The organism is Frankia umida (assembly GCF_023242945.1).
Lineage (GTDB): Bacteria > Actinomycetota > Actinomycetes > Frankiales > Frankiaceae > Frankia > Frankia umida.
In genome coordinates this window covers 118,412-134,888 of the sequence record NZ_JALKFT010000005.1, presented here as the reverse complement: position 1 = coordinate 134,888, position 16,477 = coordinate 118,412, and the positions used below count along the sequence as shown (strand labels likewise).

15 protein-coding genes, 1 tRNA gene and 1 other RNA gene are annotated in these 16,477 nt (G+C 70.6%); 10 read left to right on the top strand and 7 right to left on the bottom strand.

Features of this window, described 5'->3' with window-relative positions; translation table 11 throughout:
- The first annotated feature begins 95 nt into the window (after positions 1-95).
- Positions 96-1,523 (top strand): lysine N(6)-hydroxylase/L-ornithine N(5)-oxygenase family protein, encoded by a 1,428-nt coding sequence (locus tag MXD59_RS07170; RefSeq protein WP_248823982.1) that lies wholly within the window; start codon positions 96-98, stop codon positions 1,521-1,523.
- 62 nt (positions 1,524-1,585) lie between these two features.
- Here MXD59_RS07170 and MXD59_RS07165 read toward each other — a convergent pair whose 3' ends face one another.
- On the bottom strand, positions 1,586-2,503 hold the full coding sequence (locus MXD59_RS07165) for a hypothetical protein (protein WP_248823981.1): 918 nt from the start codon (positions 2,501-2,503) through the stop codon (positions 1,586-1,588).
- A 181-nt stretch (positions 2,504-2,684) separates the two neighbouring features.
- Between MXD59_RS07165 and MXD59_RS07160 the strand changes: the two genes are divergently transcribed.
- Positions 2,685-3,914, top strand: coding sequence for a helix-turn-helix transcriptional regulator (locus MXD59_RS07160; protein ID WP_248823980.1), 1,230 nt, complete (start codon positions 2,685-2,687; stop codon positions 3,912-3,914).
- A 13-nt stretch (positions 3,915-3,927) separates the two neighbouring features.
- Positions 3,928-4,518, top strand: coding sequence for a GNAT family N-acetyltransferase (locus tag MXD59_RS07155; RefSeq protein ID WP_248823979.1), 591 nt, complete (start codon positions 3,928-3,930; stop codon positions 4,516-4,518).
- Positions 4,519-4,582: 64 nt separating this feature from the next.
- On the opposite strand, the gene MXD59_RS07150 is transcribed toward MXD59_RS07155, so the two are convergent.
- The 3 genes from MXD59_RS07150 to MXD59_RS07140 all read right to left on the bottom strand — a co-directional run bounded on the left by MXD59_RS07150 (position 4,583) and on the right by MXD59_RS07140 (position 5,759).
- The gene (locus MXD59_RS07150) at positions 4,583-4,936 is read right to left on the bottom strand and encodes a VOC family protein (RefSeq protein ID WP_248812621.1); all 354 of its coding nucleotides are present in this window, start codon (positions 4,934-4,936) and stop codon (positions 4,583-4,585) included.
- 66 nt (positions 4,937-5,002) lie between these two features.
- A complete protein-coding gene (locus MXD59_RS07145; RefSeq protein ID WP_248812631.1) occupies positions 5,003-5,560 on the bottom strand; it encodes a Uma2 family endonuclease in 558 nt (185 codons plus the stop codon).
- Between the two features lie 111 nt (positions 5,561-5,671).
- A tRNA-Ser gene (locus tag MXD59_RS07140) sits at positions 5,672-5,759 on the bottom strand.
- Positions 5,760-5,864: 105 nt separating this feature from the next.
- On the opposite strand from MXD59_RS07140, the gene ffs reads away from it, so the two are divergent.
- The 4 genes from ffs (at position 5,865) to recR (ending at position 10,133) form a co-directional block, all read left to right on the top strand.
- Positions 5,865-5,961, top strand: an RNA gene (ffs, locus tag MXD59_RS07135) — signal recognition particle sRNA small type.
- 38 nt (positions 5,962-5,999) lie between these two features.
- Positions 6,000-8,906, top strand: coding sequence for a DNA polymerase III subunit gamma and tau (locus tag MXD59_RS07130; RefSeq protein WP_248823978.1), 2,907 nt, complete (start codon positions 6,000-6,002; stop codon positions 8,904-8,906).
- 53 nt (positions 8,907-8,959) lie between these two features.
- The gene (locus MXD59_RS07125; protein WP_248823977.1) at positions 8,960-9,499 is read left to right on the top strand and encodes a YbaB/EbfC family nucleoid-associated protein; all 540 of its coding nucleotides are present in this window, start codon (positions 8,960-8,962) and stop codon (positions 9,497-9,499) included.
- A gap of 34 nt (positions 9,500-9,533) precedes the next feature.
- Entirely contained in the window at positions 9,534-10,133 is a 600-nt protein-coding gene (gene recR, locus MXD59_RS07120; RefSeq protein ID WP_163550014.1) for a recombination mediator RecR, read from the top strand.
- A gap of 99 nt (positions 10,134-10,232) precedes the next feature.
- On the opposite strand, the gene MXD59_RS07115 is transcribed toward recR, so the two are convergent.
- Positions 10,233-10,871 carry a hypothetical protein gene (locus MXD59_RS07115; RefSeq protein WP_248823976.1) on the bottom strand — a complete coding sequence of 213 codons (639 nt, stop codon included), beginning with the start codon at positions 10,869-10,871 and terminating at the stop codon, positions 10,233-10,235.
- Positions 10,872-11,759: 888 nt separating this feature from the next.
- Here MXD59_RS07115 and MXD59_RS07110 point away from each other — a divergent pair.
- Positions 11,760-12,212, top strand: coding sequence for a hypothetical protein (locus MXD59_RS07110; RefSeq protein WP_248823975.1), 453 nt, complete (start codon positions 11,760-11,762; stop codon positions 12,210-12,212).
- Positions 12,213-12,387: 175 nt separating this feature from the next.
- On the opposite strand, the gene MXD59_RS07105 is transcribed toward MXD59_RS07110, so the two are convergent.
- Positions 12,388-12,972, bottom strand: a complete 585-nt coding sequence (locus MXD59_RS07105) for a TerD family protein (RefSeq protein WP_163550012.1) — start codon at positions 12,970-12,972, stop codon at positions 12,388-12,390.
- Between the two features lie 297 nt (positions 12,973-13,269).
- On the opposite strand from MXD59_RS07105, the gene MXD59_RS07100 reads away from it, so the two are divergent.
- Both MXD59_RS07100 and MXD59_RS07095 read left to right on the top strand, forming a co-directional pair.
- Positions 13,270-14,538: an aspartate kinase gene (locus MXD59_RS07100; RefSeq protein WP_248812626.1), complete on the top strand. Its 1,269-nt coding sequence runs from the start codon at positions 13,270-13,272 to the stop codon at positions 14,536-14,538.
- 136 nt (positions 14,539-14,674) lie between these two features.
- Positions 14,675-15,772, top strand: coding sequence for an aspartate-semialdehyde dehydrogenase (locus tag MXD59_RS07095; protein ID WP_248823974.1), 1,098 nt, complete (start codon positions 14,675-14,677; stop codon positions 15,770-15,772).
- A 485-nt stretch (positions 15,773-16,257) separates the two neighbouring features.
- Here the strand turns inward: MXD59_RS07095 and MXD59_RS07090 are convergent, their stop codons facing one another.
- Positions 16,258-16,461: a cold-shock protein gene (locus tag MXD59_RS07090; protein ID WP_018500469.1), complete on the bottom strand. Its 204-nt coding sequence runs from the start codon at positions 16,459-16,461 to the stop codon at positions 16,258-16,260.
- Positions 16,462-16,477: the final 16 nt, after the last annotated feature.

Here is a 16,477-nt window from a genome sequence, read left to right as displayed (position 1 = left end):
CTACCTTAACTTATTTTATTCTCGCCATACCACCCTCGCCAGCAGACGAAGCGATTCGCTCAGCGGCTGGAGGATCAGTGACCGGAGGATCGGCTGTGGCAAGACGTCCGGCGTCCGCAGACAACGGCATTCTGGACCTCGTCGGAGTCGGATTCGGCCCCTCGAACCTGGCTCTGGCGATCGCCATCGAAGAACACAACGCGGCGCGGTCCCCGCAGGACGCGCTGAACGTGTCGTTTCTGGAACGACAGAACAGCTTCGGCTGGCACCGCGGCATGCTGCTCGAGGGCGCGACCATGCAGGTGTCCTTCCTGAAGGACCTGGTGACCCTGCGCAATCCGGCCAGCGACTTCAGCTTCCTGTCATTCCTGCACGAGCAGAACCGACTGGTCGACTTCATCAACCACAAGACGCAGTTCCCACTGCGCCAGGAATTCCACGACTATCTGGAGTGGGCCGCCCGCCGGCTCGACCATCTGGTCAGCTACGACCTGCGGGTCGTCGATCTGCGCCCCGTCCTGGTCGACGGCGAGATCGCCCTGGTCGATGTGGTCGCGGTCCGCGGCGACACCGGGGAGACGGTCATCCACCGGGCTCGCAACGTCGTTCTGGCCGTCGGGCTCGAACCACATGTGCCCGCCGGCATCGACCTCGGTGAACGGGTCTGGCACAACTACGACCTGCTGCACCGGGTGGCCAGCATGCCGGCCACCAGCCGTGAGCGGTTCGTCGTCATCGGCGCCGGCCAGAGCGCGGCCGAGGTCACCGAGTTCCTGCACACCCGCCATCCGGCGGCCGAGGTGATCGCTGTCTTCGCCCGCTACGGCTTCAGCCCGGCGGACAACAGCGCTTTCGCCAACCAGATCTTCGACCCGTCCGCCGTCGACGACTTCTACACCGCGCCACCCGCGGTGAAGGAGATGCTTTCGGGCTACAGCCGCGGCACCAACTACTCGGTGGTCGACATCGACCTGATCGACGAGTTGTACCGGCGGATGTACCAGGAGAAGGTGCACGGCCGCGAACGCCTGCGGATGATGCGCGCCTCCCGCCTGCTCGACCTGCGCCCCCTGGCCGACGGCGTGTCCCTCGACATCGAGTTCCTGCCCACCGGCACCCGGGAGACCCTCGAGGCGGACATCGTCGTGTTCGCCACCGGCTACCGCTCCCGCGACCCGCGCCAGCTACTCGGCACCCTGGCCGAACACTGCCCGTCGGACGCCACCGGGCACCCCCACATCGGACGTGACTACCGCCTGCGCACCGACCCCGGCACCACCGCCGGCGTCTACGTCCTCGGCGCCACCGAACACTCCCACGGCATCTCCTCGACGCTGCTGTCCAACGTCGCCGTCCGCGCCGGCGAACTCCTGCGTTCGATCATCACCGCCGCCGCGGGCATCGCCGACACCACCGCTTCCGTTTCCTCCCCCACCAGGACCGCAGGCACCACCCCCATCACCGGTGCCGACGAATCCACCACCCGCACCGTCAACGAGCTCAGCGCCCTGGCGACCCGCTGACTGGTCCGGTCTCCGGAGCTGGGACGACGGCCGCTGCCCCTGAGCACGCGCGGACAGGCGCGCTAGCGGCCGAAGGTGAGGAAGTGGGCTCCGCCGCCGGCGTGAATCCCAATGGATTCGTAGTGTTCGTACAGCACATCGAGCCGACGCCGGGCCTCGAGGCAGCCGAGCCAGAACCGCCGGGGCGGCTCGCCCCATCCGGCGGCACGGTAGATCTGATCGGTGTGACCGTCCAGATCGTAGACGGCCGCATCACCCTCAGCCATGTCGCGACCTGAGACGTCGGAGCCGTCCGGAACACCGCGCTCAGCAGCGCCGGTGGGGGGGCGTCCCGCCGCGGAAAAGCCGTCGACACGATGCCGGCCGCCCGCCCGCAGGCCCACCGGTCGCCGCCCACCCGCGCGCACCCCGCTGGTACTCCGGTCAACCGCGCGCGCACCGAAGGCGGACGCGCCCACCGCGTAACCAGCAGCCGGATACCCCATGATCGGATATCCGACGCCCGGCGACCCCGGCACCGGAGGCCCCACGACGGGATGACCCGTGACCGAATGGCCGGGGACCGAAGGGCCGGGGACCGGATGGCCCCGCGTCCCGCGCTCGCCGACCGATCGTCCGCCGGTGGAGGAGACGAAGGTCAGCGACAGGTCGGCCTGAAGGCGGGTCAGCGCGGTGAGCTGGGCGGCCAGGGCATGCAGCATCTCGTCCACCGGCGCGGAGACAGCGAGTTCGGCGGCCCGTTCGTCACCGGTCAGCTCATACACGGCGGCGCGCATCGCCATGCTGCGTACGGCCTCGACGAACAGACCGGGGCCGTCCACCACCACATCCCATTCGGCGATCAGCGGCAGGCCGGTGAACGTCACCCAGCGTTGCGAGTAGGCGAGGGTGCTCGTACGCAGCCGCTCGAAGTGCGGGTGTGCCTCGATCGCATCGAGGATCACCGCGGCGCGTTCGCCGACGGTGTGCGGGCTGAGCACGTGTCCCTCCCGGAAATCTGGCCATTCGCGTGGTGCTCCGGTTACCTTGCCGATAAGTGAAGTCTGCGGATGTGACGAACACGGCGCCAGGCGTGCGTACGTTCCGTGCTGTGCTGTGCGATGTGCCGCATCGTGCGCGGAGTGTGCCCTGTTCCGGGCGTAACCGGGAGGAGCGGCAGCGGTGGGCGACGATGAGGGCAGTACCGCGGCACTCGGTCGAAGAATCCGACAGCTTCGTGGTCGGATGAGTCAGGACGTACTGAGCCGACGCATCGGGTTTCACCGCACACGGATATCCAAGGCCGAGAACGGGGAACTTCCGTCCGCGGAGCTGTGTGCCGCTCTCGACAGCTACTGGCAGACCGGCGGCGAACTCGCCACCTGGCAGGCGCGACTGGATGCGTCAGGGAACGGACCCAGGGAGGATCCGACGGACAGGCGCAAGCTCGTTCAGCTCGCGGCGCTGTCCGCGCTTGCCTTCGAGACGACCAACCGGATCGATACGAGTGCCACCGCGCCGACCCTTGGCGAACTCGAGGACGACGTCACCGACATCGCCGCGGGATTCGACACGACGCCCCGGCCGGTGCTGATCGCCGAGATCGCCAGGCGTTGGCATCAGGTCGAGGCGATGCTCGACAACCGGCTGAACGTGACCGACAGCCAGCGGGCCACCCTGCTCGGCGGGCAGCTCGCCTACTACCTCGGCCGGCTGGCCTTCACCGGCGGCCACTACCGGGATGCCCGCCGCTTCGCCGACCTCTCCGACCGGTATGCCGCGCAGATCGGCGACGGGATGCTGCTCGGTTCACTGGCCGCGCTGCGTTCCAGCATCTCCTACTACACGCAACGATGGGACGAGGCCGCCAGCACCGCCGCCCGTGCCCGCCGGGACGCCCCGCCCTATCTGGCCGCCCGGCTGGCCGCCTACGAGGCACGTGGCCACGCGCGCCTCGGCCGTGACCACGAGACGGCCGACGCTCTGGCGGACATGAACGCCGCCGTCGAGGCGAGCGCCGCACCGCAACCGGGATCGTCCCCGTTCACCGCCGGTTCGGCTGCGATGTTCGCCGCTGTGTGCGCCGTCGGGCTGCGCGACGGCGCCGAGGCCAGAGCGCAGGCCCGCCGGGCCGTCGAGCTCACCGATCCCCACACCCACGAGGAACGTGGCCATGCCTATCTGTGTCTGGCATCCGGTCATCTGCTGGGCGACCGACCGGACCCGGCCGCCGCCGTGGCCGCGAGCCGCGCCGCCGTCTGCGTTCCGGAGGGCCATCTGTCAGCCACCGTCGTGGCTGCGGTAAGCAGGGTGGTGCGGGATCTCGGTCCGTGGGCGTCCGATCCCGACGTACGCGGCCTGGACGCACTCGTCCACCGATCTCGCCTCTCCCTACCGGGAAACGCCCCCTGACACTGGAGTCGCCATGACACTGGAGTTCGGACGTCCCGAAACCGTCACCATTCCCACTGTTCTGACCGAACGGCTCGTCCTGCGCGGCTGGCGGCTGGACGACGTGCAGCCCTACCTTCGGATGGCCTTACATCCAGAGATGTCGCGGTATACGACGTCGCCATCCCGAGAAAGCGGCGTGTGGAACATGACCGCTTTCCAGATCGGTCACTGGGCGCTGAACCACTTCGGCATGTGGATCATCGAGGAGCGACAGTCCGGCGAGTTCCTCGGCCGGGTCGGTCTGTATGAGGAACCCGACTGGCCGGGTTGCGAGGTCGCCTGGACCGTCCGCCATGACCGCTGGGGCGAGGGCATCGCCACCGAGGGTGCCCAGGCCGCCGTCGAGTTCGCCTTCACCGCCCTCGGCCGCGACCGACTGATCTCCATCATTCACCCGGAGAACCGCGCCTCGATCCGCGTCGCCGAAAAGCTCGGCCTGCGCCTCGCCGAAGGCCCCGTTGACCGCTCCGGCGAACCCCGCAACATCTACGCCCTCACCCGCGCCGCATGGGTCACCGCGACCGCGTCCCCCCGACAACTGGCCATGGGCGAAGGGCAGTAGCTCGGTCGACCCTGCGGGCCAGCGCCGGGTCACCGTGCGGCCAGCGAATGGTCAGGTAGGGCGGTCAGGCGGGCTGCCAGAGCTCGATCCGGTTGCCCTCGGGATCGGTGACCCAGCCGAACCGGCCGACACCATCCATGTCCTGCGTCTCGGGGACGACCTCCGCGCCCCTGTCACGTAGCTGCGCGAGCATCGCATCCAGATCACGAACCCGGAAGTTCAGCATCGTCCGCTGGGTGCCGGCCCCGAAATAGTCGGTGTCGGCCGGGAACGTCGCGAACACCGTCGGCCCGACCTCCTGCTGCCACAGACCGTGGTCGTCGGCGTCCAACCCCAGGTGGTCGCGGTACCACGCGCCCAGGGCCGCCGGATCGGCCGCCCGCAGAAAACACCCACCGATGCCCAGCACACGTTCCATGCCGCCATCCTCCCGCACCCGAGATCCGGTCCGACACGCTCACCTCGGCATTGCCCGCGCAGAGAGCTACGCAAGCGTGAGATCGACCCTCAGCCGGAACGGGGCTAGGACATCAATGACGCCCGCGTGGACGTCGCCGGCCCGGTAGACCCGAGCCGCAGGATCGAGCAGGTACGTGTGCACGATCGGGACACCCCCCGCGGTGGAAGGCTCGATCCGCCAGTACCAGGCGATGCCGGCCGCGGCGTACTGCTCGGGTTTGACCAGTCGATCGGTGGTCTCCGACCCCGGCGACACCACCTCGCCGACCAACAGAATGTTCTCCGGGCGCATCGGCGCATCGCGCACGGCGCTGGCCCGGTAAACCACGATGTCCGGCCGGCGGACGGTGAGCGGTACCTCGCCGAGCCGCACATCGAAGTCGAGATCAGCGAACCATTCCGGTGCCCCCGCCGCCTCCAGCGCGACCGCGACCTTCTTGGCGAGTCGGTTGTGCCGCAGCGAGGCACTCGGGACCATGAGCACCATCCCGTCCACGATCTCGATATCCCGAGTCTGCGCTTCGGAGAGAGTGTCGTAGAACTCCGCCGTGATCTGCTGGTGCATCCAGACCGGCGGGAGCATCTCCGCGGTCACGCCACGCACCTCCCCGACTTAGCCAGCGGGCAGCCGCAGCCACGGCCTCCGAGCTTGCCGGATCTGACCCAGGCCGTCCATGCGAAAATCTGGCATCTCTGGCGGAGGATGAGAGATTCGAACTCTCGAGGGGTTGCCCCCAACACGCTTTCCAAGCGTGCGCCCTAGGCCACTAGGCGAATCCTCCGCTGACGAGACTATCTGATCGTCGGCGGACCGTGGGCAGGGGGGTCGGTGGGACGGTGGGGGGACCTCGGCGCCCATGATCGCCCTGGGCAGGTTAGACTGCCCAGCAGACCCCTCGTGCGGCGTTATCCTCGTGAACTCCCCCAGGGCCGGAAGGCAGCAAGGGTAAGCGGGCTCTGGCGGGTGTGCGGGGGGTCCCCTCGTTTCGCCGATCTTCTCGACGAGCACGTGGAGCAGGCCAGTGAGCGCAGCGCTGTACAACCGGTACCGTCCCGCGACCTTCGCCCAGATCGTCGGGCAGGCGCACGTGACCGACGCGCTGCGCAGAGCCCTGTCGACGGGCCGGCTGCACCACGCCTACCTGTTCAGCGGCCCGCGGGGCTGCGGCAAGACGTCCTCGGCGCGCATCCTCGCCGCCTCGCTGAACTGCGTCCACGGGCCCACACCGGAGCCGTGTGGGGTGTGCGACGAGTGCGTCGGCATCCGCACCGGGTCGTCGATGGACGTCACCGAGATCGACGCCGCCTCCCACGGCCTCGTCGATGATGCCCGTGACCTGCGCGAACGGGCGTTCTTCGCGCCGGCGTCCGCCCGGTTCAAGGTCTTCGTGGTGGACGAGGCGCACATGGTGACGGCGGCGGCGTTCAACGCGCTGCTGAAGGTCGTCGAGGAACCTCCGCCGTACCTGAAGTTCGTGTTCGCCACCACCGAGCCGGACAAGGTCCTGCCGACGATCCGCTCCCGCACGCACCACTACGCCTTCCGGCTCGTGCCGCCGGCGGTGCTGCGTGAGCATCTGGCGTCGATCTGCCAGCAGGAGGGGGTGCCGGTCGACCCGACGGTGCTGCCGCTGATCGTGCGGGCCGGCGCCGGTTCGGTGCGTGATTCGCTGTCCGTGCTCGACCAGCTGCTCGCCGGCGCCGATGATGACGGCCTGCACTACGAGCGGGCAGTGACGCTGCTCGGCATGACCGACGGCGTCCTGCTCGACGAAACGGTCGACGCGCTGGCCCGCCGGGACGGCGCGGCCCTGTTCACCGTGGTCGACAAGGTCGTCTCCGCCGGGCACGATCCGCGGCGTTTCGCCCTCGACCTGCTCGACCGGTTCCGTGACCTGATCGTGATGGCGGCCGTCCCCGACGCCGCCGACCGCGGCCTGCTCGAGTCCTTCTCCCCCGACCAGGTCGACCGGATGCGCGCCCAGGCCACCTCCGTCGGTCCGGCGGAGCTCTCCCGCACCGCGGACGTGCTGCACGCCGGCCTCATCGAGATGCGCGGCACCACCAGCCCGCGGCTCATGCTCGAACTCATCCTGGCCCGCGCCCTGCTCCCCACCGCCGCCACCGATCCCGCGGCCCTGCTGACCAGGCTCGAACGACTCGAACGGCGCCCCGCCTTCGACGGCCACCTGCCGTCCCACGACGCGCTGCCCGCAGGCCCCCCGCCCACGGCCACGACCGCCCATGCCCAGCCCCCCGCCCACGCGGCGGCCGCTCCCCCGCCCGACCCGCGCCGCCCCACCCCCGCCGGCCCTCCCGTCGATCCGCAGGGCCCGGCTTGGCAGCAGCAGCCCGGCCCAGCCGGGCAGCACGTCCCGGAGGGGATGTCCGAAGGTGCCGGGGCGCCAGGCGGGCACGGGATTCCGGGCGGGCCGGGGGTTGTCGGCGCTCCGGCGATGGCCGGCCCGGTCCGTCCTGGTCCGGCCGTCCAGGGTCCCGGTGGATGGGCTCCGGTGGCCAGCCCGACCGGAGGGTACGGATCGGCGGCCGCGACCGGCATGACCGGTGGTTATGCCGGTGCGGGCAGTGGCAGCGCGGGCGGTGGCGGGCGGATTGACGCGGCGGGGCTGCGGACGCGGTGGGACGCCGTCCTCGGCCGGGCCGCGCAGCGCAGTCGCAAGACCCACGCGATCCTCAAGGACCATGCCAGCGTCGCCGACGTGCGTGGGGACGAGGTCATCCTCGCGTTCGCCAGCCAACCGATGGGTCGGATGTTCGGGCAGGGCAACAACGCCGAGGTGTTCTGCGCCGCCCTGGCCGAAGAGGTCGGTGGGAGCTGGCGGGTCAGTGTCGCGCCAGCCGGTGGTTCGCCCGCGGGACGAGGCGGCGGACGTCCCGGCGGACCACCACCCGCTCCCCCAGGCGGCGGCTACGGCGGAGGCGCCGGTGGCTACGGCGGCGCAGGCCACGGCGGTACCGGCCCGGGCACCGTGACCAGCTGGGGTGGCTCCCCGGCGCCTTCGGGTGCTTCGGGGTCCCCTGCCGCGGGGTTCGGCGGCGCCCCACCGTCCCCCCCGGTGGCCATGGGCGGTGGCCATCCGGACAGCACGGCCCCGTCCGGAGCAGGCCACGTCAACGGATCGGGCCAACCCGCCGGGCCTGCCCACCCCCCCGGATCGGGCTATCCCCCCGGCCCCGGTCAGCCCAGCCAGCCCACCGCCGGAGAGTGGCAGGGCGCCGCGGCCAGTCAGGACTTCGGTCGTCCCCCGTCGGCGGGCACGCCGACATCGCCACCTGCCTGGGGCGGCCGGGACGAGGGTGGTGCCGTCCAGGGCGCTGCCGTGCCAAACGGTTCCGTGCCGAACGGTTCCGTGCCGAACGGTTCCGTGCCGAACGGTTCCGGCGGAAGTTCCGGTACGTGGGGCGTCGCCGCGACGGGTGAGGCCGGCGGCTTTGGGCTCGGACAGGCGGCCGCGGTGAACGCGGCGGCCATCGATCCCGCGAACGCCGGTGCGGTGCAGGGCCGCACCAGCACCATCGTCCATACCGGCGGTGGCCAGGACGACCCGCCGCCGGCTCCCCGACCGGGCGGTCCGGGCGGAAGCGGACCCGGTGGGACGGGCGGACCCGATGGGACGGTGCCCCGCGCAGCCGCCCCAGCCTGGGGAAACACCAACGGCGCCGCGGTCGCGGGCAACGGGAACACCTTCGCCGCGGGACGTCCCGGAGCAGCCTCAGGGCCAGCGACCGTGGGCGGCGGCGACGCGTTCGACACCGGTCAGCGGCCGCCCATCATGGACGAGCCGCCCTTCGACGACGAGGACATCCCGCAGCAGGCGGGCGGTCCGCGCGGCGGTGAGGAGGCCGCGATGTCCCTGCTGCGCACGGGGCTCGGAGCGACCGTCCTCGAACAGACCCCGACCTCCTGATCGGGTGGGCCGTCGGTCGGGAGCGGACCGCCGAGCACAGTAGGCTCGGGGATATGTCGAACCCGCAGATTCCCGTCGGTGACGCGGGCGAAGCCGGTGGCTTCGCGCTGGGGCAGATCTTCCAGCAGGCACAGCAGATGCAGGCCGCACTGCTGTCCGCCCAGGAGGAGCTCGCGGACGCCCGGGTGGACGGGAGCTCCGGCGGCGGCCTGGTCAGGGCGACCGTCAACGGCGGCGGCGAACTGGTCGATCTGACGATCAGCCGCGAGGCGGTCGACCCGGAGGACACCGAGACCCTCGCCGACCTGATCCTCGCCGCGGTGCGGGACGCGACCACCAACGCCCACCGGCTCGCCGCCGAGCGCATGGGCTCCATCACCGGTGGCCTCGGCGGACCAGGTGCCGCGGGCAGCCCCTTCGGCGCTCCGAGCGCGCCGGGCACGCCACGTGCTCCGGGTGCCCTGGGTGGGCTGGGTGACCTCGGCGCCCTGGGCGAACTGTTCGGCGGCGGTGCGGGTGGCGGCGGTACCGGCGGCGGCAGCGCTGCCGGTGGCGATCCGCGGCCCGCCTCCGGTGGCCAGACTCCACGCTAGGTCGCCACGCCGGCGCTGACGGACAGGAGCACCGATGTACGAGGGCGTCGTCCAGGATCTCATCGACGAGCTTGGGCGGCTGCCCGGCATAGGCCCGAAGAGCGCCCAGCGGATCGCGTTCCACCTGCTGGCCGCCGACCCGGTGGACGTCCGTCGCCTGGCGGCGGTGCTCACCGAGGTCAAGGAGAAGGTCCGGTTCTGCCGGAGCTGCTTCAACGTGGCCCAGGCCGAACTGTGCAGGATCTGCGCCGATCCTCGCCGCGACCAGAGCCTCATCTGCGTGGTCGAGGAACCCAAGGACGTCGTCGCGATCGAGCGGACCCGCGAGTTCCGCGGCCGCTATCACGTGCTCGGCGGGGCGATCAACCCGATCGGCGGCGTCGGCCCTGACGACCTGCACATCCGTGAGCTCATCGCCCGCCTCGCCGACGGCTCCGTCACCGAGCTGATCCTCGCCACCGACCCGAACACCGAGGGTGAGGTGACCGCGTCCTACCTGGCCCGTCAGATCGGCCCGATGGGCCTGCGGGTCACCCGGCTGGCCAGCGGCCTGCCCATGGGCGGTGACCTGGAATGGGCCGACGAGGTCACACTCGGCCGCGCCTTCGAGGGACGCCGCGTCGTCGGCGCCTGACCGCCCGCCAGCTCCGCCTGACCGCCCGCCCGCACGCCCGCTCGCCCGCTCGCCCGCTCGCCACTTGTCCGCTCGAGCTCTGGCACCGTCCCTGCGGGCTCAGAAACCAAGGATCGGCGCGTAGGTGGAGCTGGGGATCGACCCGAGAGTCAACAGCACCACGCTGACGTCGAGATCGTCCGCCTCGGCGCTGAACATCGCCTGCCGACCGCCTCGGGTGCAGTAGACGTCCACGCCGTTCTCCCGGACCACCCGCACCCCGAACATCCGCGACGCCCGAATCCACCAGGTCCGCCCCCCGGCCTGAATCCGGATGCGCCGCGAGTCACGGCGCAGGCGGGTGACCATCCGCGTCCAGCCTGCGGTGGGTAACCCGGGCTGGTCGACCAAGCCCGGGATGTCATGCAGGGGTCCGTGGACGACGATGCGCGCCGGATCGGCGGCGGAGCCCGGTTCCACCAGGTCAAGCTCCGCGGTGATCTCCCGGCCCGGCGGATACATCTCCGCCGGCCAGATGCCCTCACCGCGCAGGACCCGCTTACCCCAGGCCCCGCCATGCGGGTTGCCACGCGGTAGCGCCCCGCCGACCACCCTGCCGGCCCCGTCCAACAGCCACGCCACCGAGACCAGTGCTCCCGGCGGCAGATCCGGCGCGAAGTCCTCGGCGGAGAGCACCTGATGCGGATGCAGATGCCAGCACCCCGCGCGCACACCCCAGGCCACCCCTCCCAGCGCCATCACCCTCCGTAACTTCGACTACCCGCCACCTCGAGGCTCGATCAGCGGCGCGCCACTGCGCTGCGGACAGCGACCAGACTCCGCCCTCCGCACAGGCCAGCTACGCCCCGCGTCCAGACCCATAATGATGCGCGCTCGCCCAGGCATCTGCACGGGCATCAGCCCGGGCCGATGGTCAGGCGTCATACCGCCCCTTCGGACATGCGCCCGCCCGCACGCCAAACGTGCAGCTGGACGGCCCGCCAGGCCACCCCTCAGCCACGGACACACGCCCGACACCGGCTGAAAGTGGTGCATTTCACCATCCCCTCGACCCGCGGCGGCAAAACCCACCAGTAACCCGCTCGGGTCCCATCGGCTCAACCGCTGACCGCTGGTACGCCCGGCCACCGACGCCCGTTCGGCGCGTCGAGCCACGATGCCGAGGACTGTTCGGCCACATGCCGAGGACTGTTCACAATCGCGAAGCCGAAATCCCCGAACAACCCTCGGCATACCGCGATCATGGCCGCGATTCGGCCGCGATTCGGCCGCGATTCGGCCGCGATTCGGCCGCAACCAGGCCGCGATCACGGGAGCGCCAAGGCGCTTGGCGTCCACCACCGCACCCCAACATGCGCCTATTTCTGAACATATCGGACGAACGGAAGACGGTGGTCGAATCCCACCGAGGCTGGACGAGGAAACGAAACCCCAGCGTGGGCGGGGCGCGGGCGGGCCGATTGGCGCGCTCGTCTGGTTGCGGGAAGTGATGGTGCGGGTTGGGCGGCCCGAAGCGGGAGTGGGAGGCTGACGGAGCACGAGTGCACCAGGACGCGAGTCGAGTGGCACGCGTCAGGCGGTGGCCACAGCTCCAGCCCATCCGCATCGTCCCAGAGAGGCCCCTAGATGATCATCAGTTCGCACGTCCCCGCGGGCGCGTTCGTGGGGATGGCGGTTCGCAACCCGGTGGTGGCGGTGGCGGCGGGATTCGCGTCGCATCTGGCGATGGACGCGATGCCGCACTGGGGCACCGGACCGAACACCGAGTCGGAGTGGATACCGATCGCCCGGCGTGACGGGGTGGCTGGGCTCGCGGCGATGGCGTTGCTGACAGCGGCGGCTCCGCCCGGGCGTCGCCTGGCGGTACTTGCCGGGATGACCGGCGCCTGCCTGCCCGACACCGACAAGGTCGGACGGTACTTCGTCGGCATCAGCCCCTGGCCGAGCCGCTTCGACCGCTTCCATGAGCGTATTCAGAACGAGGCGCGCAACCGGCTCCCCCGCGAGGTGGCCACCGCGGTGACCCTCACCGCCGCCGGCACGCTGCTCCTACGCCGCCTCGCCGCCCGCACCACCTGACCCGACGCACGGGACGGCCCGACGCACAGACAGCCCGACGCACAGATAGCCCGACGCACGGGACAGCCCGGCACACGGACAGCCCGGCACACAGCTGGACGGACGCGGATGGAGACCACAGCCAGCCAGCCGGCTCGGACCGTGCGGCCCGGCCGGCCGGTGGCCTGGCGGTGGATCAGACGCTGACGCCGTGGTCGCGGGCCAGGCCACCGAGGTCGTTGTGGCCCTGACCGACGGCACGGAACTTCCACTCGGCGCCGCTGCGGTACACCTCTCCGAAGATCACCACGGTCTCGGTGGAGTAGTCCTCGGACAGGTCGTAGCGGACCAGCTCGTTGCCGGTCTGGTCGACGACGCGGATGTAGGCGTTCCGTACCTGGCCGAAGTTCTGCGATCGGTTCGCCGCGTCGTAGATGGACACCGGCACGACGATCCGGTCGATGTCGGCCGGGACCGCCGGCAGGTTGATGATCAGTGACTCGTCGTCGCCCTCACCCTCACCGGTCGTGTTGTCGCCGGTCAGCGTGATCGCACCGTCCGGCGTCGCGAGGTTGTTGTAGAAGATGAAGTAGGCGTCGCTGAGTGCCTTGCCGTCAGGCTTGAGGCCGATCGCCGAGGCGTCCAGGTCGAAGTCCGTGCCGGTGGTGGTGCGCGCATCCCAACCCAGGCCCACGTTGAGGGAGGTGAGCTGGGTGTTGCCGGCCTGCGCCGCCTGCTTCGTGAGGCTGACGTTGCCACCCTTGGCGAGGCTGACTGCCATTGCGGTTGGTCCTTCCTGGGGCTGGCGCACGGCGTCGTGGCCAGTTCGCGGGGCCGCGCGGGGCGCACCCGTGCGCGGCACGGTCGGCGTGCCGGCACGGTTGTTGTGGCTGTCGCGGCCGTCTCCGTCACCCTGGCACAACCTGCCGCATCCGCCCAGTCTGCCGTCGCCCGGACGACACGGACCACGTCCAGGGTCGGTGCAGGGGGCCAGCCGGGCCGTCGAGGCGCCCACGGGTGGCGTGGTTTCGCTCGCGAGCAGCCCGGACGGGCCGCTGTGCTCGGTAACCTGACTGCCATGGCGCTCCTGGTCGCGAAGTTCGGTGGGTCCTCCGTTGCCGACGCGGACCGCATCAAACGGGTGGCGGAGCGGGTGGTGGAGTCCCGCCGGGCCGGCAACGACGTGGTGGTCGTGGTCAGCGCGATGGGTGACACCACCGACGAGCTGCTCGATCTCGCCGAGCAGGTGTCCCCGCTGCCGCCGGCACGCGAGCTCGACATGCTGCTCACCGCGGGTGAGCGGATCTCGATGGCGCTGCTGGCGATGGCGATCACCACCCTGGGCGCGGAGGCCCGTTCCTTCACCGGTTCCCAGGCCGGGGTGATCACCGACTCGTCCCATGGTCGGGCCCGGATCATCGACGTCACTCCCGGGCGTATCCGCGCCGCGCTGGATGAGGGGGCGATCGCGATCGTCGCCGGGTTCCAGGGCGTCAGCCAGGACACCAAGGACATCACCACCCTGGGCCGCGGCGGTTCCGACACGACCGCGGTGGCTCTGGCTGCCGCGCTGTCCGCGGATGCCTGCGAGATCTACACCGACGTGGACGGCGTGTTCAGCGCCGACCCGCGCATCGTCCCGGATGCCCGTCGCATCGACCGGATCTCCTACGAGGAGATGCTGGAGATGGCGGCCTGCGGGGCGAAGATCCTGATGTTGCGGTGTGTCGAGTACGCCCGCCGTTACAACGTCCCCGTGCACGTCCGCTCGTCCTTCTCCTCGAAGCCGGGCACGTGGGTCACCGAGATTCCGGAGGCACAGCTCGTGGAACAGGCCATCATCCGCGGCGTCGCGCACGACCTCGCCGAGGCGAAGGTGACGGTCGTCGGCTGTCCGGACAAGCCCGGGGTGGCCGCGGCGGTGTTCCGGGCCGTCGCCAACGCCGACGTCAACCTGGACATGATCGTCCAGGTGGGTTCGGTCGCCGGATCGGGACGCACCGACATCTCCTTCACCCTGCCCAAGACGGACGGGCGGACCGCGCTGACGGCGCTGGCGAAGGTGCAGAGCGAGATCGGCTTCGAGCGGACCCTCTACGACGACCACATCGGCAAGCTCTCGCTGATCGGTGCCGGGATGAAGTCGCATCCGGGTGTGTCGGCCCGGTTCTTCGGCTCCCTGGCCGACGCCGGCATCAATGTCGAGATCATCTCGACCTCGGAGATCCGGATCTCGGTGGTGGTCCGCGACAACGACCTGCCGGCCGCGGTGCGGGCCGTCCACGCCGCCTTCGAGCTCGGTGACCCCGACGGCGGCGCCGTGGTCTACGCCGGCTCCGGCCGATGACCCACCCAGCCGTACTGACCCACCCCGCCGTACTGACCCACCCCGCCGTACTGACCCACCCCGCCGTACTGACCCACCCAGTCAGGCAGCCGCAGCGCGCTGCTGCGCAGTCTCGAGCGACCGGAGGAACTGGACGATGAGCGGCAACGGAGCGCCGGGCCGACGGCCGACGCTTGCGGTGGTCGGTGCGACCGGCGCGGTCGGCACCGTGATGCTGTCGCTGCTCGCCGAACGACCGGAGGTCTGGGGCGAGATCCGACCGGTCGCCTCGGCCCGTTCCGCCGGGCGGACGGTACGGGTCCGCGGCGAGGACGTCGTCGTGCGCCTGCTGGCGCCCGAGGTCTTCGACGGGGTGGACGTCGCCGTGTTCGACGTGCCCGACGAGGTGTCCGCCGAGTGGGCGCCGATCGCGGCGGCGCGCGGAGCGGTCGCCGTGGACAACTCCGGCGCCTTCCGGATGGACGACGACGTTCCGCTGATCGTGCCCGAGGTCAACGCCGATCAGCTGGCCGCACGGCCGCGGGGCATCATCGCCAACCCGAACTGCACCACCCTGTCGATGATCGTCGCGCTCGGGGCGCTGCACCGCGCGTTCGGCCTCGAGTCGATGTTCGCCGCGTCCTACCAGGCGGCCAGCGGCGCCGGGCAGGCCGGCATCGACGCGCTCTACGACCAGTTGGCCACCGTCGGGGGCACCCGAGAGCTCGGGCAGACCGCGGGCGACGTGCGCAAGGCCCTCGGTGCGGACGGGCTGGGCCCGTTCCCCGCACCGTTGGCCCTCAACGTCGTGCCGTGGGCCGGTTCCCTCAAGGACGGCGGCTGGTCGTCGGAGGAACTGAAGGTCCGCAACGAGTCCCGCAAGATCCTCGGCCTGCCGGGGCTGCGGGTCTCGGCGACCTGCGTGCGCGTGCCGGTGATCACCACACACGCGGTCGCGGTGCACGCCCGTTTCGGTCGGCCGGTGACGGCCGGTGAGGCACGCGAGGTGCTGCTCACCGCGCCCGGCGTCGAGGTCGTCGACAATCCATCCGCGGGCGAGTACCCGACGCCCTCCGATGTGGTCGGTACCGATCCCACCTGGGTCGGGCGCATCCGCCAGTCACCGGACGATCCGCACGAGATCGCCCTGTTCCTGTGCGGTGACAACCTGCGCAAAGGCGCGGCGCTGAACACGCTGCAGATCGCCGAGTTGCTGGTGGGCGCGAACGATACGACCGCACCGCTGGCCGGCTGACACAGCGTCGGCGAACCGGGACGCGTTCGATCGACGCATGGCCTGGTCGGCCTCAGCAGAGCGCCGGCCAGGCATCTCGACAACGCACACCAATGGCTTTTCGACTGTTTCTTATGAACCTTTAAGCCGATGCGAAGCTGGCATGAAAAGACCGGGTCCCCGATACGACCAAGGTAGCCGTGGATTACCGGAGATACAGCGCATCAACCCGACTGCGGCCCGTCACCTTTGCTACCGCGAGCAGTGGGATACCGCCTTCTCCGGAACTGTCCGACAGTGCCGCCGGGTGGTGCTCGGCAACACTGTCGGCGGACGGGCGGGGCGAGCCGGCAGGCCGGGGTCGCCCGCGCCGTCAACCGGAATATCCACCGCGCCCCGGAACCCGCGAGAAGGCCCATCGGACGGGTGGCGAAGAGTCCGGACACACAGTAAGCCCGCCCAGCGGGGAACCCGTTGGGCGGGCTGACCATGAAGTCTCTCGTGGCTCAGACGACGCGGACGGCGTCGGCCTGCGGACCCTTCTGACCCTGGGTCACCTGGAACTCGACCCGCTGGCCCTCCTCAAGTGCCTTGTAGCCGTCCATGTCAATCGCGCTGTAGTGAACGAAGACGTCGGAGCCGCCGCCGTCCACGGAGATGAAGCCGAAGCCCTTCTCCGAGTTGAACCACTTCACCGTGCCCTGAGCCACGTGCCGTTCTCCCTGC